The following is a 20,711-nucleotide window of genomic DNA, read 5'->3' as shown; positions in this document are numbered from 1 at the left end:
TTTGGACTCGTCATAAAGGTCCTTCTTAAAAAAAACATCAATGTTAAATGCCGAATATATAGCTCTAAAAATGCTAAATTCATAAATTTGATTCATACTGCATAGGACTTACTCATTTTGTTAGAGAGGTATCAAAATACTATATAAGTTTAAAATAACCAGTCACCGGAAATCAATCGGTGACTGGTTATTTAGTTTCGCTTAAATTCAGAAGTCAGTGTATAGAAAAAATAAAGTACTAGATTGAGGAGCATTGAGCGGTTATTGGACGTCCACAGTACGGTAACTATGAGATCTGGCCAATTTTTGTGAAAACCTCAAGCTACTGAATGGAATAATGATTTTAATTTAGTCATGTTATTTGAAAACCAAGCAAGTGAAAAATAGATGTAATTCCTGGATTGACTCACCAAAAAATGGCATGTATATTTATATATATGAATTAAAGTAAATTATTACAATTAATTTTAAATAATAGGATTGGAGGAATTTAGTTTGAATAGTGGTATTTTAAAGAATGGCTCAGAAGAAATAAACTTAACTCCACTGTATTTTGATTATTGTGCTTCTACACCAATTGATCCTATGGTTTCACAAGTTTTAATGAGTTCATCATTAGAATATTATGCAAACCCTTCCTCGACACATATGATGGGTTTAGAGATTGAGCAGCTAATTAATGAAGCACGAATTTCTATTTCAAATTTATTAGGTGTGAATTCCTCTGAATTAATATTTACTTCTGGAGCTACTGAGAGTAATAACTTAGCTATATTTGGTGTTATAAGGGCATTACAAAATAATAATAGACGACTCCATGTCATCACTACTAAAATTGAACATCCTTCTGTTATACGTTGTATAGAATTTTTAAATGACCAGGGAGTAGACGTAACTTATTTACCTGTTGATTGTAATGGAATGGTGAATATTGAATCTTTGAAAGAAGCAATTAAAGAAAACACTGCTTTAGTAAGTATTATGCAAGTAAATAATGAAACAGGTGCTATACAACCTATCGAAGACATAGGGAATTTGTTGAAAAATTATCCTCACATTTATTTTCATGTTGATGGAGTACAGGGATTTGGAAAAATAGCTATTTCTTTAGAATACGTAGACCTTTATACCATATCAGCACATAAAATTGGAGGCCCAAAAGGGATGGGGCTTTTAATGAAGAAAGGACATGTCAATATCTCTCCTATTATGTTTGGAGGAAATCAAGAATTTGGTATTAGACCAGGAACAACCAACATTACTGGTGTCCTGAGTATGCAAGAAGCCATTAAGATAGCTGTTAACCAACAAGAAGAGAGATTAAATTCTTTAACAATGATATATAAACGGGTTTATTCAGTTTTACATAATATAGACGGTTTGCACATCAATAGCCCAAGTCCTGGTTTAGGTTCACCCCATATTTTGAATTTTTCATATACAGCTACAAGTTCAGCTATTTTTTTATCTATATTGGCCAAAAAGGGGATTATTGCATCGTCACAGTCTGCTTGTTCTTCTAAGGGGAGTAAAGAAAGTCGGGTGCTAATGGCAATTTGCAATGATCAGGCTATAGCTTCCAGCAGTATTAGACTCAGCTTTCATGAGTCAATTACTGATGAAGATATCGACCGCCTAATTGAAGCGCTAGAACAAACAGTTATTTTAATAAAAACAAAAAAAGTATTCTCCTTTCTGGCAGATAAATCTCTTGAAGAACAAAATATTTACTCGTAATTAGGAGGAAAATTTAATGAATACGCAAACATCAATGATAGATTCACTTTTCAAGCCTCCTAGAAACTTTAGTCCTGAGGTAGGAGACTATTTATCGAACTTTGATATTGACAATAGTGACTGGAAACTGCTTGATTTAATCCGCAATGAACATATTCTTGCCGTTTTTCTTAGTATGGAATGTAAAGCTTGCGAGGTTGCTATGGAGGTTATTGATGACTACATCAACCAACACTCTAATCTTAATGTAGTGATTTTTATGAATGTCGATGCAAATACAGTAAAGGAATTAAATTCTTATTTTCAAAATAGAGCTCGTGTATTCTCTCTTAGTAAACAGAGGATGAAAGAAGAATTACTAATATTTAATTATCCAAAGGCATTTACACTTAATAAGTTCGGGCAAATCTTAAAAGCTGAAAACTGTGGGGCGGATTTTATGTTAGATATCTTGACTCAGCCCCTCAGAAAGATCCTCTTAAATTATTAATTTTTTTATAAGGAGGTTTGAGATGATTTTAAAAGACGTTTTGAAAAGAGCTACTCTTTTAGAAGATGAAGTAGTAACTGCGGAAAAACGATTTGAAAAGATATTTGAAGAAATCCCTCTGCCAGCAAAGGAAACAATTTATTGTATGGTTTCCTTCAGCTGCCTGCATTGTGTCGATGTTATACCCAAATTATCACAAGTTGAATTAAACGGTGAGTTTATATTGGTAACCGATGGAGAAGAAGCAGATAATGAGACTTTAATAAATGAGTTGGGCTTTGATTTTCCAGTAATATCTTATACAAGTCCTTATATTCAATTAGGCATTGTTAATACTCCTACATGTGTGCAAGTAAACTCTGCAGGTGAGGTTATCAGAGAACAGTATACGGAAAATATAGATGAATTATTAAGATTTTTACATGACTTTGATTAAAGTACTATCTAAAGGGTGTGGAGGAATATATGGATTCAGTGAAGGCAAGTCTATTTGTAGCATCCTCTGGCTTTTATAGTCACGATACTGGCTCTCATACAATGGAACATATTTTGAATAGAGTTAACGTTTCATATCTACCTTGCTCTATCAAAACGTTTGTTTTAATTAAATTGCAGCTGCCGTTTCCTGAGTATGAAGAAGAGGGATATTTAGATGTCTATGCACCTGATGGGAAAATTGATATGAATTCTTCTCTCTTTCCCATAAAAAATTATAGACCCCAATACATGTTTCCAGGTGGAGATACTAGTATTCAAGTGAATTACCCTATAGTCCAAGAGGGGAATTACATATATAAAATGTGCATACATGGACAAGTCATTGCAGAATATCCACTTTATATTGGTCTGGATAGGAATGAATAATGTATATCAAAATGTTCATAAGCATTGCGTCCTTTTTCATAAGGCCACTTTAAATCAGAAAAAGAAAGTTCTAATTCTTAGTATTCTTTTTTTCATTGAAAGCTGTATTCCGGCAGCACAGATTTATATTATCAGTAAACTAACTGATTCTATAAGCAATGTGTTCCAATTTGGAAAATTAACTGAGAACTTAATTTTCTTTTTTAGTTTAAATATTTCATTATTGGTTATTTCTAGTTTTATTATTGATTGGAAAATGCTACTCATTAAACGTCTTAACCAAAATGCCGATTACTACTTAGAAGATATGAAGGCTCATAAGTTAATGGACACACCTGTAATTTATTTTGAGGATACTAACAATTATAACCTGCTTGAGAGAATCAGTGGTTTAGGATCAAAATGTATAAGTACATTTGTTTCATTATTGGGATTATTGAAAAACGTATTTATTTTAATCTCTTATTTAATTTTGTTAGTGAGAATTAATTGGAGCCTAGGAATTGTTCTTGTTATCTTGATTATTCCTAGTCTCTTTATTTATCTTAAGGCCTCAAAAGATCAGTATCTTCAAGGATTTGCACAGTCATTAGACGTGAGAAGAGCGGGGTATCTAATTAATTTATTCAAGGATAGAGAAGCTCAACAGGAATTGAAGATATACAATCATGGTCAGTTTCTTCTGGATAAATGGAAATCGCTGTATTGGAAAACATCAAATGACCAGTATAAGTTAACTAAAAGTGTTACATCAAAGAAAAGACTATTTTCTAACCTTACCCATTTATTTAATACATTTTATTTTTTTGGATTAATTTATTTTGGAACTCATGATGGGATGACAATCGGTGAATATATTGCGTACTCCTCTTTGTTTACGTCTAGCATGGCAGGAATCATTTCATTAGTAAATGACGCCGGGTCTATCTATGGGAACTCGTTTGTAGTTGAAGAGTTTTATGATTTTGTTTTCTGCTCAAAGGAAAAAGATTATATAGAGGAAGCTTCTGATCAATACGAAATAAACTTGCAAGATGAAATTACCGTTAAGAATTTATCTTTTCAATATCCCGGACAGGCTAATTCAGTATTAAAAGATATATCATTCAGTATAAAAGCTGGAGAAACGGTAGCAATCGTAGGAGAAAACGGATCAGGAAAAAGCACTTTAGCGAAATGTCTTATAGGTTATTATGAGCCGACTTCGGGTTCTGTTTTCTATGACCACAAAAAAGTGACTAAGAAAAATGCAAATAAGGTGTGGAGTAAATTAACTGTTTTATTTCAAAATTATGTTAAGTATGAATTTACTTTGGTAGAAAATGTGTTGTTTCATCGAAGTAATTCGTTGAATGATTTGAATAAATTGGAGAGGCAAAATACATTCGAAGATTACAACATAATTTCTAAACAATTATCTGCAGGTAAAGATTCATTATTAGGAAGAGTATACGGAAATGGAACCGAGCTTTCTGGAGGGCAGTGGCAGAAAGTGGCTCTGACAAGATCACTTATCAAAGAGGCGGATATATTCTTATTGGATGAACCTACATCTGCAATGGACCCTTTATCTGAAAGAAAGCTGTTCGATCTTTTTTTTGAGATGTGCTCTGGGAAGACAGCAATTATTATTACTCATCGTTTAGCCAATTGTAAGAAAGCGGATAAAATAATTGTTCTTGATAAAGGGGCAGTTGTAGAATTTGGAGATCATGCTAGTCTGTTGGAATCAAGAGGAGTGTATGCTGCTATGTTCACTGCTCAAAAAGAGCCATTTGATTTAAATGTGAAATAATAATCTTGAAAGGAGGTGAGAAGATGGGACCGATATGCGGCGAATATGAAGATTGTTATGATACACCGTGTAGTGGAAGACGTTCAAAGTATAGACAAACGTACAGATGCTCAGAGATTGCAGCAACAGTAACCTGTGTTACTTTTGGTGGATCTTATTGTGATGGCAAGTGTTCCACTTGCAGTTCATATGTGAGTTCAACTTTTATCTCGTGTTGTCCTTAGGGAACTGGCATCTTCTTATTGTTTTAATCATCAATTAATACAATGGCAACTAAATCTTCGGAAGAAGAATTGGTTGCCATTTTTATAGGGTACAGTGTCGGTTCACGACTAACCGGTGAACGACCCAAATATTAGAGTCTTCTTTAACTCGGTACTAAAAATCCGTAAAGTGGTTCAAGGCTTCATCCGATGGATTAATGAAATACGGCTGAACAGTTGTGTCTCCAATTCTAAATGTTAAATGCCAAATATATATTTGACTAGCCAGAACCATTTTATTGTTGCTGGCTAATTTTTTTTGTTGGCTTTTGAAATAAGGGCTGTTATATTTGAAAATACTATGTAACTTAAGGTTCAGCAACTGGGTATCGACACAATGGAGAGGCGGATTTACATGCAACAAATGTTAGACAGTATGATTAGCGCAACAAATGACTTTCTTTGGTCGAAGATTTTGGTGGTTCTGCTTATTGTTTGTGGAATTTATTTCACCATTCGATCGAAGTTTGTTCAGTTTAGCATGTTTAAAGAAATGTTTAGGGTCCTTAAAGAGTCCAATGAAAGGTCAAAAGATTCCATTTCGTCATTTCAGGCTTTCTGTATCAGTATGGCAGCAAGGGTTGGGACAGGGAATATTACAGGGATCGCAATTGCTATAGCAATAGGTGGACCAGGGGCTGTTTTTTGGATGTGGGTCATAGCTATTATTGGATCAGCGTCCGGATTTATTGAAAGTACTCTGGCACAGGTGTATAAAGTGAAGGACAAGACTGGATTTCGTGGGGGGCCCGCCTATTATATGGAGCAAGGCCTGAAAAAACGTTGGATGGGCGCGGTATTTGCGGTTCTGATCACGTTATCCTTTGGTCTTGTATTTAATGCAGTTCAATCCAATACGATTACAGTGGCCTTTGAGAATTCATTTGGCACTAATCGGGTGATTCTTGGACTTGTAGTCGCTGCTGCATTTGCTGCTGTTATCTTTGGTGGGGTTAAACGTATTGCTAGAATGTCCGAATATATTGTAGTGGTAATGGCAGGGATCTATATTGGGGCTGCTGTTATTATTATGTTAATTAATATTACGGAAATACCGGCGATTCTGGCGATTATTGTGAAAAGTGCTTTTGGATTTGAGCAAATCGCAGGGGGATCTTTTGGGGCAGTTATTTTGCAAGGGGTGAAAAGAGGACTATTCTCCAATGAAGCGGGGATGGGTAGTGCTCCTAATGCTGCGGCAACTGCAACAACTAGTCATCCGGTGAAACAAGGGCTGATGCAAGCGCTGGGTGTACTTACAGACACGTTACTTATTTGTTCTAGTACTGCTTTTATTATCTTGTTATCGGATGCGTATAAACAGCCAGGGCTGGATGGAATTAAGCTGACACAAGCGGCATTAAGCGAACATATTGGTTCGTGGGCTTCTGGATCCCTAGCGATCATGATTTTGTTGTTTGCTTTCAGTACGTTAATCGGAAATTATTATTATGGTGAGACCAATATAGAATTTTTGAACTCCAATAAAAAAGTATTACTGATCTATAGATACAGCGTCTTGGCGATGATTATTTTTGGCTCCGTGGCTAAGGTCCAATTGGTATGGGATTTGGCTGATTTATTTATGGGCTTCATGGTCATCGTGAATTTGATCGCTATTCTTCTATTATCTAAGGTTGCCTTTGCCGCCCTGCAGGATTATAAGCGCCAGAAGCGCGCAGGGAAGGACCCTGTCTTTTATAAAGATAGCATAGTGGGTCTGGAGAACGTGGAATGTTGGGACAATTCTTCAGAGATAAAAACATAGTAGGGTAAGTATTTGCGGGCTCAGGAAACTGAGCCCTTTTTGTTGTAGGCACTTAAATGTCTATGCATTATTTGTTGAGAATTTCTTCTATGATTTGTTTTGACTCTATTTTAAACTGCTCAATATTTTCGCTTACAAGCAGCACTTTTTTATTGTCCAATAGGATATATGAAGGGTAAGTGTTGGTCTTCAAATCCTCTTTTAAGCGGTCCCCCTCTTTCGAATCTTTTTTGATAACACCTGCTTTGCTGATAGAAGTCATATTTTCCTTGTAAATATCCTCAAGCTCTTTAGTTTGCTCAAAAAAACGATCGTTCTCCGATAAAATTAGGATTGAAAAAGATTTATTTTCTTGAGTAAGGTATGGCGTCAAAAAGTCATCTTTTTTCTGATTACCATTACAAGCTGCGATAAAGATTAAAGTAATCAAGCTTATCAGCATAATTACTAAGGCGTTTTTTTTCATATATACACCCTATTCTTTTTTATTCATAACGACAATTATGTTTTGAACTCCACATTAACTTCTAGACTTACTAGATCATATCCTGTTTTCAGTTATAAATGAAAATAATGAAATATTTTTTGAAAAAAAGCAAAAAAGACTTACATTAATCAACTTTATATTGTTATAATAACAAACAGACCGGTTGGTATGTTAGGGGGAGTACGTTATTGTGGATACAAAATCGCTAATGATTGATACAGCTACACTTCTTTTTCAGCAAAAAGGATATAAAAATGTAGGCGTGAATGAAATTTTAAAAGCCTGTAATGTGACCAAAGGAGCGCTTTATCATCATTTTCCAAATGGAAAAGAAGAACTATTAATTGCTTGTTTAAAGGGCTTAAATGAAGCAATTACGATAGATATTGAGGATATTTTTAAAAAGCATCCATCGACGTTAGAAGCTATACAATCCATGATCGACAAGTTGATTCACAACTTAGAAACCGAGGGCACGATTACCGGATATACCTTTAGCAGTATTGTCAGTGAAATGGCTACGGTGAGTGAACCTGTTCGCCAGGCATGTAGCTTGCTCTATGAGAACATGGAACGAATTTACTGCGATAAGCTTGTAACTGAAGGTTATTCGCAGGAATCAGCCTTCGAGATGGCATTGTGGATGACGGCTTCGATCGAAGGGGCGATGATGTTGTGCCTAACGCAAAAATCTACAACTCCCTTAAAAACTATCGCCAAACTATTACCGACAATATTGAAAGGAAGAACATCATGAATCAAGAAGCAAGATTACCAAGAAACGCTAAGGAGGGGGCATTATATGGTGCAATCATTTCTACACTGACGGTACTGTTTATGTCTTCAATAAATATCATTTTAGGGGTTGGAGAATTTAATGGTGAGGTTGCCTTAACGATTCTTAAGGTGTTTCCGATCATTTGGGTAATTGTCATGATTATTGAGCCTGTTGTTATTGGCCGTATTGCCGAAAAGCTGACAGCTATATTCACACAACCTACAGATAGCTTCAACGCCAAAATCCTATTCCGTATCCTATTCACCGTACTAGGAATGTCATTTTGTATGACGTTTATTGGAGACATTATCGGAAACGGGTTGAGTTCTCAAACGTTTAATCACTTCTTAGCCAATTGGCCAAGAAATTTCCTAATTGCACTGTTCGCTGAAAGTATATTGATACAGCCGTTTGCAAGATTTGTGATGGTAAAGCTACATGCTTCTCAGGACAAAAAGAAATCCAGCGCTGTTGGCGTAACTATACATGGATTATCAGAACAAAATTCCTAACCTAAATAAGCTCTCAGGCGAAGCGATTCGTTTGAGAGCTTTTCTATTACCGTGTATAATGATGTTTTGGTTGAATAATTGAAACTCAAATCTTTGCCCGATATCTTTCGGGTAAGCCCTCCTATAAAAAAATGAAAGCATAACAATGAAAGGTGATTTTCTAACATGATGATCTATAGTCGTCTTGCCATAATGATTCCCCCATTTCCCTAGCTAGGCTCATATTCTTGTAGTTGTTCGAGGATATAAGCTTGTAGGAGGGCGAAAATAAGATGAAAAAATATGCAGCACCATCGTTACTTTTAATGATTGTTCTTGTGGCTTTTCCGCAAATTAGTGAGACGATTTACACTCCATCGTTACCGGATATCGCAGTAGCACTTGGGGCCACCAATAGTTCTGTACAGTTAACGTTAAGTATATATTTTATTGGATTTGCTTTAGGAGTTTTTAGCTGGGGTTGGTTGTCTGACTTCATCGGGCGGAGATCTTCCATGCTGGCTGGACTTCTTGTATACGGTATGGGAAGCTTGATGTGTTTTTACTCAGAATCCATTCATCTGCTGTTAGTCAGCCGGTTTATACAAGCGTTTGGAGCAGCAACAGGTTCGATTATTACCCAAACCATTCTTCGTGAGAGTGTCTCCGGGAATAAACGGCATGTTATGTTTGCCCAAATCTCGGCGGTCATTGCTTTTACTCCCGCAGTAGGTCCGTTAATTGGCGGATGGGTGGATCAAGCTTTTGGTTTTCGAGCGGTTTTCTTTACATTAGTAATGATGAGTGTGTTGTTATTTATGTATGCTTTTTGGAAGCTGCCAGAAACCACTGATGTTTCCATGAGAAAAAAGGTGGCTATTCTGCCTATAGTCAAAAAAATGCTCGCATTGCCACGTGTATTGGTGTTTGGATTACTAATTGGAGGCATTAACGGAATCTTGTTCAGCTATTATGCTGAAGCTCCTTTTATATTTATTGAACACTTTCAGATTTCACCAGGAGTCTATGGTTTTCTCGGCATTATTGTGGCTTTGGCGTCGATTGTAGGCGCAATGATCTCCAAAAGATTATTAACCCTCTATGCCCCAGAAAAAATAATCCATATCGGCTGTCTAGTAATGGCGAGCGGAGCCTTGCTATTAACAATCGCAAGCAGTCTTGACTCGCTGCCGGATATGATAGTGATCGTATGTATTCTAATAACGCTGTTTGTCCTATTAATGGGTGCAGGGATTGCTTTACCTAATTGTCTAAGTCTTGCTCTTGTTCAATTTCAGGATGTTGTAGGAACAGCAGGTGCGATATTCAGCTTGGGCTATTATTTGCTTGTTAGCTTGGCGACGTGGGGAATGAGCGCTCTTCATAATGGTTCATTACTGACGATGCCTATTTATTTCTTAGGAATTAGCGGCGGAATGTGGTTATTAGGCAAAAAATTTATTGTAGTGGAATAGAAATAACTTCTTAGTCATTGGATTAGTAGAAAGATATGGATCGGGGCATCCATAAATTAAGGGCAGTCTGGAACTTTTTGAGTTCCGGACTGCTTTTTGTTTGTTAGTCCACTTCTGGCACAATGACTTGGATATGACGAGGGAGAACACTCAGCGTAATAGGCAAAGTTGGACCTTCTTCGCCATCTACATTGGTTCTTACGGTTTCTGGAGAGCTTACACTTACATTGTGGGCTGTGAAATAGACAACATCTTTATGATCCTTGAGGGTACCCAGCAGTAAAGATATACTGGCTGTAATGGTATTGAATATACTGAGGTCCAAAATAATAAAACAATGAAGCAGACCGTCGTCAACCGCAGCATCCGGTATTAGATTCTCGAACCCGCCGACTGAGTTGGTTAATACGGCGAGAAAGAGTAAGGAGTCTCCTTGCCACGTTTGTCCATCATGGTGAATGACAAGGGGGTGGGCTGTAGGGCTTGTAAGTTGTTTAAGACCTTCTTTTAAGTATGCCAATGAGCCGAGTTTGGTTTTATCTTCGGAGGATACAGAGGATAATGCTCCGGCAATTGAACCTACAGCAACCACGTTGCCGAATAGGCGATCATTTAAGCGACCGATATCTACTGTTTTTAAATTTGAGGAGGCAAGGGCTTGAATGGCTATTTCGGGATTCAGTGGAATTTGTAATGCACGGGCGAAATCATTAGCCGTTCCTAAAGGAACCACACCTAACTTTGGGTGGTGTTCCTGATCGATAAGACCATTAATGGTCTCGTGAAGCGTGCCATCCCCGCCGATGGAGATCACCAGATCATAACCTTCCTCACAAGCAGCGATGGAATAACGAGTGGCGTCTAGTTCTTTTGCCGTCTCCTTGATCGTAACGGAGTAGTCTTGATCACTTAGAACTCTTGTTGCATATCTGACATATTGGCTGGCTTCTTCTTTGCCGGAGGAGGGGTTAATAATAATCATAGCTTGCCGCATAAGGATAATCCTCTCTATTGTGATCTAGTAGGAGTTTATTCTTACCATTACCCCAAAGTAGACCGGCAGAACTCGTTCTCATAAAAAAAGATGAGCAAGATTGACCTAAGTCATCCTGCTCACCTGTTTGTTCAATTAATAGACTTTATCTCCATTAAAAATGGAGTTCTTAACGATAACGTAATCCACATTACGGATAGCCTCTAATTTATTGCCACCTGCATAAGAGATGGAGGATTGAAGATCCTGCTCCATTTCTCTTAGGGTTTCTGCTAAAGCCCCTTTATGCTCAACCGCAATTTTTTTACCTTCGACGTTCTTCTTTTCACCTTTTTGGTATTCTGAAGCGGAGCCAAAGTATTCTTTATAGAGCTTCCCAGCGATTTCAATGGTTTCACCCGGAGATTCCTCATGACCGGCAAATAGTGAACCAATCATGACCATAGAAGCGCCGAATCGTACGGATTTAGCGATATCACCGTGTGTGCGAATGCCTCCATCGGCAATAATTGGCTTGCTTGCAGCCTTGGCACACAAGCGTAGTGCAGCTAACTGCCAGCCGCCTGTACCGAATCCAGTTTTGATCTTAGTGATACATACTTTCCCTGGTCCAATCCCAACTTTAGTAGCATCAGCTCCAGCGTTTTCTAATTCTCTAACGCCTTCAGGTGTTCCTACATTTCCTGCAATAACAAAACTAGCAGGCAGGTATTGTTTAATATGTTTGATCATCCGAATAACTGCTTCGGAATGGCCGTGTGCAATATCAATTGTAATGAATTCCGGAACCAGCTGTTCTTTGGATAATTGTTCGACGAAATCATACTCTTCTTCTTTAACTCCGACGCTGATGGATGCGATTAATTCACGGGAGTGCATGTCTTTGATGAAAGACGTACGTTTCTCCGGTTCAAAACGATGCATAATGTAGAAATAGCCATTTTGCGCCAAGGAGATAGCGATCTTCTCATCAATGATGGTTTGCATGTTGGCAGGTACCACCGGCAATCTAAATTTATGCCCACCGAGGGTGACTGATGTATCACACTCCGAACGGCTGTTTACGATACATTTTGCAGGAATTAATTGAATATCTTCATAATCGAATACTTCTTTCATAATTTACACCTCTAAATGCGAACATTATAGTATTTTGGTTTGTTAATTGTTCGTCCAAATTGTAATGTACCTCATTCTGCGCCGTAAGTCAAAATTCTAGTACATTATGGTGTAAATTGGACATAATTATACGGCAAATTGGTGTACAGCATTCTTTTTCCTCCATTTAAAAAAGCTTGAAGGCAATATAAGCAGCAACAATCCAAATAATGATCGCGGAGATCTTATTAATAATCCGCATGATTTTGCCGCTGGAGTCGATTTGTCCTACGGTTTTTCCGGCTACAGCCAGCCCAAAGAACCAAATCCATGACACTAGGATAGTCGCGCCAGCAAATACAACTTTGTCTACGCCTGTGTAACTAAGTGAGCTAGTGCCGATGACGCCAATAGTATCCAAAATCGCATGTGGATCTAATAAAGAAACGGACAGCGCGAACAGGATTTGTTTTTTAGAGGATAGAGGGGTTGCGTCTTGCGCTGACGATGTAGGTGTACTTTTCCAGATAGACCATCCCATATACAAAAGAAATAAAAGTCCTACAGCAAATAAAGCGGTCTGCAGAACGGGGATGGCAAACACAAGGACTGAAACACCTAATACGGCTAATAAAATAAGCAGGGTATCGCATAAAGCGGCTGTAACAATAACGGGAATGGCTTTTTTAAAATGTGGCTGCGAGGCCCCTTGGTTAAATACAAAGACATTTTGTGCGCCAAGTGGAAGAATTAATCCAAAGGCCAGTGCAATGCCATGAAGTAGTGCGGCTAACATAGTTTATTATTCCTCCGATAGTGTTCATACTTTATAGAATTTGCTGTCCTATTGGTTCAATTGGTCTACTACAATTTTATGGACAAATAATATGTACTATCATACAGTCTGTGTTTTGATTTAAAAAGCTGCTTAATATAATCTTGTTGTCCCTTAGAAAAGGTAGTAAAGTAACAGAATGCATACTATATATGGAAAGAAAGGTTGATATTTTTGAAAAAAGGAATATTTACAGGGTTGGTTGCTCTCTTGTTGATGACTACAAGTACGGTGACCTCTGGCACTGTAGAAGCTGCAGCAGCAGTAACCAAATTACCGAATGCCCAATGGAGTCAGCTGAATGTTGTGGGAGAGCTGGAGAGTGTGGAAGGCAATCCTATGGAGGTTACTAAATTAAACACAGTGTATCTACACACCAAAGAAGAGCATGCTACTCAAACTAAGATATGGTTAGTGGATACGCTGAAATCATATGACACACAGACTGGAAAGCTGAAGTGGTCGGTTAATTTTGCAGACCCTGGTACATCGATGTTTCGTGAATCCAAAGAATATTTAGTGTCACCAGATGGAACGGTATACATAACTTTTACAGATAATCTTTCTCCTGACGCAACTCAAATCTACGCGGTGGGAGCTGACGGGAAACGGAAATGGAAGGTGAATTTATCTCAAGCAGAGGGATACTTGTATAGACTTGATAACGGCAATTTAGTCTTTGCATCCCGAGGAGAGTTTGATGGTTCCGGTAATTATTCTGGGTCCCTAACCTTAATTAATAAAAATGGAACTAAAATAAAAAACGTAACTTACAAAGGGACGGTAGCAGGGAAAGGGAATCGTATCCTCATTCAAACAAATTACGGAAGTGGGAAAGGCTCGCGAATCCAGGCTCTTGATTCTTCGCTAAATTCAGTATTTACATACCAGTTGCCTGCGGATTCGTATACAGAAGTCGATTACAACGAGGTGCTCACCGATGGGACCGTACTAATTCGGGCTAATCTTCCCAAAACAGGGAACCGACTATTTGGTTTTGGCTCTAAAGGTAAATTGCTGTGGGGTAGAGATGTCGCAGGTAATGCTGTCATATCATCCCTGGGAGAGGTATATGGGATTTATGCCAATGGTAAGCTGTCCTTATATAATGTAAAAGGATTGGTTAAGACAGTAGCCCTACAAGATGAGACGGAATTTTTTGTTTCGTTATATCAATTACAGGATGGTAATATTGAGCTTAGCTTTCCTGGTTCTGCAACATATATTTTAAATCCTAAAACGCTCGCAGTAGATTATACTTTCAGGCTGAAGGATAATTTTAATTTCAATTATGTGGGGAATAGCGTGGGATATGTAAAGACAGACAAAGGATTTTCAAGAATTAAGTTTTAAGTCTTGGTATTAAAGAATATGATTGATCAAGGATGCCTCCCTAAATGGGTTGGCATCCTTTTTACGTTAATGCTAAGTATACAAGGCTACCTATTCACTAATTACACCATTAGTAAAAATGTCATTTCAACTCATGACTTTTTGTAACTAGTGAGCCCTTAAGGGGTTACACTATAATAAAGATTAAGTCAGCAGAGTATATAGGGGGAAATGCCTTGTTTAATCTGGTCAAACAGTGGTTCTGGTACGATTGGCTCGTCCTCCTGTTTCGGATTTGTTTTTCTACTTCTTTTTTGGTCACCATGTGTTATCTTTCGGAGGATTTTACGATTCCTTTCTGGATCGCGTTTGTTTGGGGCGTGGTCTCTTTTTCTGTGCCTTGGTTTTGTTTGCAGCTGCATTACAAGTATTATCTGATAGCGGAGATCCTTTTTTCGGGTGGGCTTTGTTTATATTTGGCTGCTTTGTTTCCTGAATCGTACGTAACTTTTCTGCCTATCGCTTTTATGATCGCCAGCAATAGTGCACAGAAGTCCTATCGTTGGACAGCTCCGATCACGGTTATTTTGATTCCAATTATGTTATCTAGATTGTCACAACAAATGGATGCTGTATCGATGATTGTTAACATGGGTTTGGTGTATACGCTTGGGTTTGCTTTTCATTTACTGGTGGTGAACCACAAGCAGGGCAGAATTATTAAGGACCAAAATGCTGTTTTAGAGCAGTACATCTCGCAAGTTGAACGTATGACACTTCTGGAAGAACGAGATCGTTTATCCAAAGATCTGCATGATACGGTGGGGCATTCTTATACTTCAATTATTATGGGGCTAGAGACTTTACGTTCGGAGGTGAATACTTCTGAAGGGGAGCACAAAATAGATGCCTTGTTAAAGTTAACCCGCAATGGCTTGGATGATGTTCGGCGATATTTGCACCATGTGGGCGCTTCGGAGGATTCATTGACGCTAATGCAGTCCCTGCAGAAATTAGTGGATGATTTCCAGACCTTCTCCAAGGTTAAGATTCGCTTAAGAACATTCGGAGAGCCGTATACAGTATCTAAGCAGGCCCAAATGACATTATACAGATGTTTGCAGGAGTCGATAACCAACGCTGTACGTCATGGTCAGGCCAGTGAAATTGTCATCAGCTTACATTATGAAGAGAAGCTGATTCGGCTGGATGTGCAGGATAATGGATTAGGCACTGGAGATTTAAAAGCAGGATTTGGTGTGAATGCGATGAAGGAGCGTGCCTCCAACTTGCAAGGACAAGTGTATTTCTACTCTAAGCCAGGGGAAGGGACCTTAGTGACCTGCAGTTTACCAAGGCTTGAAGAGATACAGGAGGAAACGATTCGTTTATTGCTGGTAGATGATCAACCCTATATCCGGGATAGCTTGCGAATTATTCTAGAGCAGGAGCCGGATTTTGTGATCAATGGGTTAGCTGAGAATGGTGAACAAGCGATAAGCTTCTGCGAGCAGGAACAACCTCACGTGGTGCTGATGGACTTAAATATGCCGGGCATGGACGGTGCGGAAGCGACCAAGCTTATTAAGCAAAAGTGGCCAGGGGTACGAGTGTTGATCCTGACTACTTTTCAAGAAGCAGATATGGCTGTCGAAGCACTGCAAAACGGGGCAGATGGCTACTTGCTAAAGTCTACCGAGCCGCAGGAGCTGTTCGAAGGAATACGTCTTGTACATCGGGGCGTAAAGATGATTACACCCGATATTACGAATGTATTAATTGATCACTATGAGATGCATCCAGCTTCAGAGGCACCACCGACAGAGAAGAGTAATGAATATGGACTGACCCCGCGTGAGCTGGAGATTCTAGAATGCCTCTCGAAGGGAATGCGTTATAAATCTATTGCCGCTAAACTATATCTGTCCGATGGAACGGTGAGAAATTACGCGTCCACCATCTATGCCAAGCTCGGGGTACGAAACCGTGAGGAGGCAGTCGAGAAGGCTTTTGGCATTTCGGATTAATCCTGACCGAAGTATTTGAAATTGATAAGCACCTTATTGTTTGCTTTCCCTTGTGGGAGTAGGCAGTAGGGTGTTTTTTTTGTCATATGACATTATGGCACTGGTCGATTTTACACCAAAAGCACTAGCATAGGTGTTACTTAGAAATGAACAATTTTTATTGCAGAGAGGGAGAGAAAAGCATGAATCAAATAATCCGGAAACATGTGAGAAATTTTTGTTTCTTATTAATTACTTTTGCCACAGGGCTATTTTACTTTTGTTTTTATTTGGTGGGCATTACCTTTGGAGTTTCGATGTCCTTCACCTTAGTGGGGATCCCGATCCTTTATTATGTTTTGCGTTCTACCGAGACTTTTTTACAGCATGAGCGAATTCGAACTAAAGTCTATACGGATATCTCGGTTCGCACGCTCCCAACCCGATCTCAAGAAGAAGGCAGCTTGTGGGAAAGGGTTAAGGCAGAGTTTCTGGATGAACATAACTGGAGAGCGATTTTAGGGTTGATGTTGCAGTTTGGAATCGGCATGATCAGTCTCATTTGTGCCACTCTTTTTTACTTGACCCCTATTATTCTCTTGTTGTCACCTGTCCTGTATTTATTAGATGTGTCCTCTATATCGCTATTTGGGATTGAAAATAAAACATTAAACATCTCACTTTTCTTCATGTTGTTAGGTGCAGTGTCTCTATGGATAGGTGCTTATCTCGGAAACAGTCTGGTAAAGATGATCGGCAGGTATACGCGGCGTTTAGTGAAGGATTTTGCTAGAAGATAAACTTAAACAGGAAGAAGGAAAAATGATGGTAACCTCAGTTCCATTTATAAAATTATTCTCACAATCCCTTTGGATAATGTGGGAGAACATATTTGCTGTCATCACCAAATTTCGTAGTCAGTCCGTGCGTAGATATGGGATATGTAAGTTGGTAGTGTTGAAATATCACGGAGAAAGTTTGGTCTGCCAAGATGGGCAACGGATACTTCCGGGAGATTGGGTGGGTGAGCTTCATTTGGACAATCGCCAGATTGTGCAGCTGACACGTACGCTTGGCGCAGATCGGGCCGGAATTCGTACGGCACGCATGCTTCGCGAGGCTATGAAGGAGATCAGTCGTGATCTAGACAGCAATCCGGAACTAAGCAAAGTAAACGCGCTAACCGGGATTACACTGCTTCACCGGGGAATTATTCATGGAATAGGGTTTGAGCAGCGTCCTATCAAGTCCAAATGGCAGCGGCACTGGTTCGGGATATACCTTCGTTTTTTACTTCGCATGCTGCATCCGGAAGGGAAACATCGTGTAGAGGACAGCACAGAGAAGTTATCTCCCATGATGCTTGTGCTTAGCAAGCAGTCCTTGAAAGCGCGGTTTGCCCCGCGTAAGACAGAGGCGGCTTCCTAATGTGGGCCTTCATAATTTTAGCAGTGGATTTGATTGTTCTTTATATGATCGTTCCTTTTGCGCTTACCCGAATATTGGGATGGGGGGTTCACTCGGAGGTAGGTGCAGAGAAAGAAATTGCGTTTACGTTCGATGACGGTCCGGATCCTTGTTATACACCTGAACTTCTAGATCTATTAAAAGAGCATGGCATAAAAGCGACCTTCTTCGTATTAGGCAAAAAGGCGCAGCAATATCCAGAACTGATCGAGCGTATGCACAGAGAAGGACACCAAATCGGCATTCATAATTATACTCATACACCCAACTGGATCCAGTTCCCCTGGACCAATAGACGGAAGCAAGTAGATCGCACAGCAGACATTGTTGAGCGAATTACAGGAGAGCGGCCTATCTTTTACCGCCCACCTTGGGGGCTTCTTAATCTAGGGGATTTCTTTTTGCTAAGAGAATCTTATCGAATCGTATTGTGGTCTGTCATGGTCGGAGATTGGAAAGCGTCACTGAGTGCAGAGCAATTAAAGGATGCCTTAATAAAAAAAATAAAACCAGGCTCAATCATTGTTCTACACGACAGCGGAGATACACCGTGGGCAGATGAAGAAGCGCCCTTGAATATGATCACTGGATTAGAAGAAGTCTTAAAAGAAATGGATAAAAAGGGTCTGAAGTGTCTGCGGATAGATGAACTGCTGAACAAGGAAGTTAATTATAGTAGAGAAGCTAGATCCAGAGTCAAACATCGGGGTCAAATTGATCTGTAGCTATTGAAATTTCCCAATCATTTTTTATATGGCAAGGGCTATGGTAACATTTAGAGTAAAGCGGTCCGTACCTATATAAATTGTTGAGAAAAGGATGGGGTAGCATGTTGAATGCTTCTTACTGGTTAACCAATATAAGATTAGAACAAGGTTATGTTATTGAGGATGGGCAAGTAGCGGGTACGAATACGAAGGTTTGTCATCTCCGTATTGACGGGGATAAGATTTCAGAAGTTGTTGGAGCAGACATCGAGCTTCAGAGCCAGCTCCCGAAATATGACTGTAAAGAGTTGTTGATGCTGCCTTCTTTCGAAGAAGCACATATCCATTTAGATAAAACATATTTCGATGGACCTTGGAGAGCGGTAAAGCCTGCGTCCAGTGTTTTCGAACGGATTGAGGAAGAGAAGGTATTATTGCCTAAGCTGCTGCCCATGGCGAGACAACAAGCAGAGAGCATCCTGACGCTTATTCAGGGGTTTGGTGCCACACATGTGCGCAGCCATTGCAATATTGAGCCTGTCAGCGGCTTGCAACGATTAGAAGCGACTGTACAAGCATTAAATGCATTCGCGGGTAAAATTTCATCTGAAATTGTGGCGTTTCCGCAACATGGCCTGCTGCGCTCGGATTCTGTACAGCTGGTAAAACAATCTCTGGCAGAGGGAGCAACCTTTGTAGGCGGAGTAGATCCTTATACGGTGGATGGAGATATCGAGAAGTCACTCCAGACGATGGTGGAATTAGCAGTGATGAGTAATGCCGGCATTGATATTCATTTACATGATGGAAAAGAAGCGGGAAAGAAAACACTGACGCGGTTAGCTGATCTGACGGAAGAAGCTGGCTTGCAAGGAAAGGTCACGGTCAGTCATGCGTTCTGGTTCGCAGGAGCTCAGCAGCAAGAGGCAGAAGAGGTAGCTAAACGGATGGCATCACTGGGTATGACTATTGCATCCACAGTGCCTATTGGAAGAATGATGATGCCACTTCCGATGCTGCACAGCCAAGGGGTAAAAGTGAAGCTGGCAACGGATAGCCTTACTGATCACTGGTCCCCTTTTGGAAATGGAGATCAACTGGAGAAGGCAGGGCGTTACGCGGAGTTGTACGGCTGCAATGATGAATTGGCATTATCTCAATCCCTCGGATTTATAACAGGAGGATTAACACCCCTTGATTCAAAAGGCGAGCAGGTATGGCCAAAGGTTGGCGACACTGCTAGCTTTGTGCTGCTGCATGCCAGCTGTTCGGCTGAAGCAGTTGCCCGAAGAGCGCAGCGCCAAGCCGTCTGGTACGAAGGCCGACTGGTGAGTGGTTCGATAACAAATAGAGACATGTGAGGCAGATAATATGCTCCTCTCTACCTATCTGCAACAGTATAAATCGGCGATCCTCTCACTCCCGAAGGGTACAGTGCTAACTAAAGAGGATCTGCAGGTGGATAAGCTTCTAATGGAGCGTAATGGCAAGGTGGAAATGTATTATGCCCCCCATAATGAGTACATTAATCCTTCTGCTAAGGTGATCATTATAGGGTTAACGCCCGGGTTCACACAAATGGGCATAGCGATACAAGAAGCGATCATAAGTCTGGAAGCTGGTTTGTCAGATGAAGAGGTATGTAGGACAGCGAAGGAAGCGGCCAGATTCGCAGGCTCCATGCGGAACACGTTAATTCATATGTTAGATACACTTAAACTGCATCAACACTTGAACCTAACCTCTTGTGAAGAACTATTTCAGCAGCAGACGATCCTGCACACTAGCTCTTTATTGCGTTTTCCCGTGTTCGTGGATAAGAAAAATTATAGTGGGGCCCAGCCCAAGCCACTTTCAAATTCATTCCTCAGGGCGCAGGCATTATCTTCCTTGCGTGAGGAGCTGAACATACTGAGCCGGGCCTTAATTATTCCCTTAGGAAAAACAGTGGAAAGTATACTTCAACTCCTTGTGTCCGCAGGTGAGCTTGATAAACAACGCTGCTTATGGGGATTTCCCCACCCCTCGGGCGCCAACGGACATCGATATAAGCAGTTCGCCAGCCAGCAAGAACAAATGGTGAAGATACTGCATAATCATTCATGGAAGGGCTGATTCAAGCTC

At 39.8% G+C, this 20,711-nt stretch carries 20 protein-coding genes; 16 read left to right on the top strand and 4 right to left on the bottom strand.

All coding sequences use genetic code 11. The annotated features are described in order from the left end of the window. The first annotated feature begins 495 nt into the window (after positions 1–495). From NYE58_RS35250 to NYE58_RS35225, 6 genes are all read left to right on the top strand, one after another. Complete coding sequence (locus tag NYE58_RS35250; RefSeq protein WP_081387424.1) at positions 496–1,737, top strand: cysteine desulfurase family protein; 1,242 nt, start codon at positions 496–498, stop codon at positions 1,735–1,737. Between the two features lie 16 nt (positions 1,738–1,753). Beyond that, positions 1,754–2,227 carry a hypothetical protein gene (locus tag NYE58_RS35245; protein ID WP_076220712.1) on the top strand — a complete coding sequence of 158 codons (474 nt, stop codon included), beginning with the start codon at positions 1,754–1,756 and terminating at the stop codon, positions 2,225–2,227. A 22-nt stretch (positions 2,228–2,249) separates the two neighbouring features. After that, entirely contained in the window at positions 2,250–2,663 is a 414-nt protein-coding gene (locus NYE58_RS35240; protein WP_076220711.1) for a hypothetical protein, read from the top strand. A gap of 29 nt (positions 2,664–2,692) precedes the next feature. Continuing rightward, positions 2,693–3,091, top strand: coding sequence for a hypothetical protein (locus NYE58_RS35235; RefSeq protein ID WP_076220710.1), 399 nt, complete (start codon positions 2,693–2,695; stop codon positions 3,089–3,091). Next, positions 3,084–4,886, top strand: a complete 1,803-nt coding sequence (locus tag NYE58_RS35230) for an ABC transporter ATP-binding protein (RefSeq protein ID WP_076276297.1) — start codon at positions 3,084–3,086, stop codon at positions 4,884–4,886. Before NYE58_RS35235 ends, NYE58_RS35230 begins: the two co-directional genes overlap by 8 nt. Positions 4,887–5,504: 618 nt before the next feature. Next, complete coding sequence (locus tag NYE58_RS35225; RefSeq protein ID WP_341004147.1) at positions 5,505–6,917, top strand: alanine/glycine:cation symporter family protein; 1,413 nt, start codon at positions 5,505–5,507, stop codon at positions 6,915–6,917. 67 nt (positions 6,918–6,984) lie between these two features. Here NYE58_RS35225 and NYE58_RS35220 read toward each other — a convergent pair whose 3' ends face one another. Continuing rightward, positions 6,985–7,383 (bottom strand): hypothetical protein, encoded by a 399-nt coding sequence (locus tag NYE58_RS35220; protein ID WP_076276295.1) that lies wholly within the window; start codon positions 7,381–7,383, stop codon positions 6,985–6,987. A 211-nt stretch (positions 7,384–7,594) separates the two neighbouring features. Here NYE58_RS35220 and NYE58_RS35215 point away from each other — a divergent pair, with 211 nt between their 5' ends. The 3 genes from NYE58_RS35215 to NYE58_RS35205 all read left to right on the top strand — a co-directional run bounded on the left by NYE58_RS35215 (position 7,595) and on the right by NYE58_RS35205 (position 10,148). Further along, a complete protein-coding gene (locus NYE58_RS35215; protein ID WP_076276294.1) occupies positions 7,595–8,161 on the top strand; it encodes a TetR/AcrR family transcriptional regulator in 567 nt (188 codons plus the stop codon). Beyond that, positions 8,158–8,694 carry a DUF2798 domain-containing protein gene (locus NYE58_RS35210; RefSeq protein ID WP_076124197.1) on the top strand — a complete coding sequence of 179 codons (537 nt, stop codon included), beginning with the start codon at positions 8,158–8,160 and terminating at the stop codon, positions 8,692–8,694. Before NYE58_RS35215 ends, NYE58_RS35210 begins: the two co-directional genes overlap by 4 nt. Positions 8,695–8,966: 272 nt before the next feature. After that, positions 8,967–10,148, top strand: a complete 1,182-nt coding sequence (locus NYE58_RS35205; protein WP_076124195.1) for a multidrug effflux MFS transporter — start codon at positions 8,967–8,969, stop codon at positions 10,146–10,148. 103 nt (positions 10,149–10,251) lie between these two features. Here the strand turns inward: NYE58_RS35205 and NYE58_RS35200 are convergent, their stop codons facing one another. From NYE58_RS35200 to NYE58_RS35190, 3 genes are all read right to left on the bottom strand, one after another. Further along, positions 10,252–11,142, bottom strand: a complete 891-nt coding sequence (locus tag NYE58_RS35200) for a diacylglycerol/lipid kinase family protein (protein ID WP_076276293.1) — start codon at positions 11,140–11,142, stop codon at positions 10,252–10,254. Positions 11,143–11,277: 135 nt separating this feature from the next. After that, complete coding sequence (gene guaC, locus NYE58_RS35195) at positions 11,278–12,261, bottom strand: GMP reductase (protein WP_036682307.1); 984 nt, start codon at positions 12,259–12,261, stop codon at positions 11,278–11,280. Between the two features lie 166 nt (positions 12,262–12,427). Further along, a complete protein-coding gene (locus NYE58_RS35190) occupies positions 12,428–13,036 on the bottom strand; it encodes a LysE/ArgO family amino acid transporter (protein WP_341004144.1) in 609 nt (202 codons plus the stop codon). Positions 13,037–13,291: 255 nt separating this feature from the next. Between NYE58_RS35190 and NYE58_RS35185 the strand changes: the two genes are divergently transcribed. The 7 genes from NYE58_RS35185 to NYE58_RS35155 all read left to right on the top strand — a co-directional run bounded on the left by NYE58_RS35185 (position 13,292) and on the right by NYE58_RS35155 (position 20,702). Then, positions 13,292–14,428 carry a hypothetical protein gene (locus tag NYE58_RS35185; protein WP_341004143.1) on the top strand — a complete coding sequence of 379 codons (1,137 nt, stop codon included), beginning with the start codon at positions 13,292–13,294 and terminating at the stop codon, positions 14,426–14,428. A gap of 215 nt (positions 14,429–14,643) precedes the next feature. Further along, on the top strand, positions 14,644–16,434 hold the full coding sequence (locus NYE58_RS35180; protein ID WP_076220090.1) for a helix-turn-helix transcriptional regulator: 1,791 nt from the start codon (positions 14,644–14,646) through the stop codon (positions 16,432–16,434). Between the two features lie 182 nt (positions 16,435–16,616). Continuing rightward, on the top strand, positions 16,617–17,213 hold the full coding sequence (locus NYE58_RS35175; RefSeq protein ID WP_076220091.1) for a sensor domain-containing protein: 597 nt from the start codon (positions 16,617–16,619) through the stop codon (positions 17,211–17,213). A gap of 22 nt (positions 17,214–17,235) precedes the next feature. After that, entirely contained in the window at positions 17,236–17,841 is a 606-nt protein-coding gene (locus NYE58_RS35170; protein WP_256721909.1) for a YkoP family protein, read from the top strand. Next, complete coding sequence (locus tag NYE58_RS35165; RefSeq protein WP_341004141.1) at positions 17,841–18,605, top strand: polysaccharide deacetylase family protein; 765 nt, start codon at positions 17,841–17,843, stop codon at positions 18,603–18,605. Before NYE58_RS35170 ends, NYE58_RS35165 begins: the two co-directional genes overlap by 1 nt. 104 nt (positions 18,606–18,709) lie before the next feature. Continuing rightward, positions 18,710–19,948: an amidohydrolase gene (locus NYE58_RS35160; RefSeq protein ID WP_341004140.1), complete on the top strand. Its 1,239-nt coding sequence runs from the start codon at positions 18,710–18,712 to the stop codon at positions 19,946–19,948. Between the two features lie 97 nt (positions 19,949–20,045). Next, positions 20,046–20,702: a uracil-DNA glycosylase family protein gene (locus tag NYE58_RS35155; protein WP_341004139.1), complete on the top strand. Its 657-nt coding sequence runs from the start codon at positions 20,046–20,048 to the stop codon at positions 20,700–20,702. Positions 20,703–20,711: the final 9 nt, after the last annotated feature.

The sequence above is a fragment of the Paenibacillus sp. FSL L8-0708 genome (assembly GCF_038009325.1).
GTDB classification, from domain to species: domain Bacteria; phylum Bacillota; class Bacilli; order Paenibacillales; family Paenibacillaceae; genus Paenibacillus_AQ; species Paenibacillus_AQ odorifer.
The sequence above is the reverse complement of the archived record's forward strand: the minus strand, read 5'-3'. Positions and strand labels throughout refer to the sequence as shown.

Excerpts from the sequence above, each read along its gene's own strand:
- NYE58_RS35235 (WP_076220710.1), top strand. The coding sequence starts at position 2,693 with ATGGATTCAGTGAAGGCAAGTCTATTTGTAGCATCCTCTGGCTTTTAT.
- NYE58_RS35185 (WP_341004143.1), top strand. The coding sequence starts at position 13,292 with ATGACTACAAGTACGGTGACCTCTGGCACTGTAGAAGCTGCAGCAGCA.
- NYE58_RS35190 (WP_341004144.1), bottom strand. The coding sequence starts at position 13,036 with ATGTTAGCCGCACTACTTCATGGCATTGCACTGGCCTTTGGATTAATT.
- NYE58_RS35160 (WP_341004140.1), top strand. The coding sequence starts at position 18,710 with ATGTTGAATGCTTCTTACTGGTTAACCAATATAAGATTAGAACAAGGT.
- NYE58_RS35220 (WP_076276295.1), bottom strand. The coding sequence starts at position 7,383 with ATGAAAAAAAACGCCTTAGTAATTATGCTGATAAGCTTGATTACTTTA.
- NYE58_RS35210 (WP_076124197.1), top strand. The coding sequence starts at position 8,158 with ATGAATCAAGAAGCAAGATTACCAAGAAACGCTAAGGAGGGGGCATTA.
- NYE58_RS35175 (WP_076220091.1), top strand. The coding sequence starts at position 16,617 with ATGAATCAAATAATCCGGAAACATGTGAGAAATTTTTGTTTCTTATTA.
- guaC (WP_036682307.1), bottom strand. The coding sequence starts at position 12,261 with ATGAAAGAAGTATTCGATTATGAAGATATTCAATTAATTCCTGCAAAA.
- NYE58_RS35230 (WP_076276297.1), top strand. The coding sequence starts at position 3,084 with ATGAATAATGTATATCAAAATGTTCATAAGCATTGCGTCCTTTTTCAT.
- NYE58_RS35205 (WP_076124195.1), top strand. The coding sequence starts at position 8,967 with ATGAAAAAATATGCAGCACCATCGTTACTTTTAATGATTGTTCTTGTG.
- NYE58_RS35170 (WP_256721909.1), top strand. The coding sequence starts at position 17,236 with ATGATGGTAACCTCAGTTCCATTTATAAAATTATTCTCACAATCCCTT.
- NYE58_RS35240 (WP_076220711.1), top strand. The coding sequence starts at position 2,250 with ATGATTTTAAAAGACGTTTTGAAAAGAGCTACTCTTTTAGAAGATGAA.
- NYE58_RS35200 (WP_076276293.1), bottom strand. The coding sequence starts at position 11,142 with ATGCGGCAAGCTATGATTATTATTAACCCCTCCTCCGGCAAAGAAGAA.
- NYE58_RS35225 (WP_341004147.1), top strand. The coding sequence starts at position 5,505 with ATGCAACAAATGTTAGACAGTATGATTAGCGCAACAAATGACTTTCTT.
- NYE58_RS35245 (WP_076220712.1), top strand. The coding sequence starts at position 1,754 with ATGAATACGCAAACATCAATGATAGATTCACTTTTCAAGCCTCCTAGA.
- NYE58_RS35165 (WP_341004141.1), top strand. The coding sequence starts at position 17,841 with ATGTGGGCCTTCATAATTTTAGCAGTGGATTTGATTGTTCTTTATATG.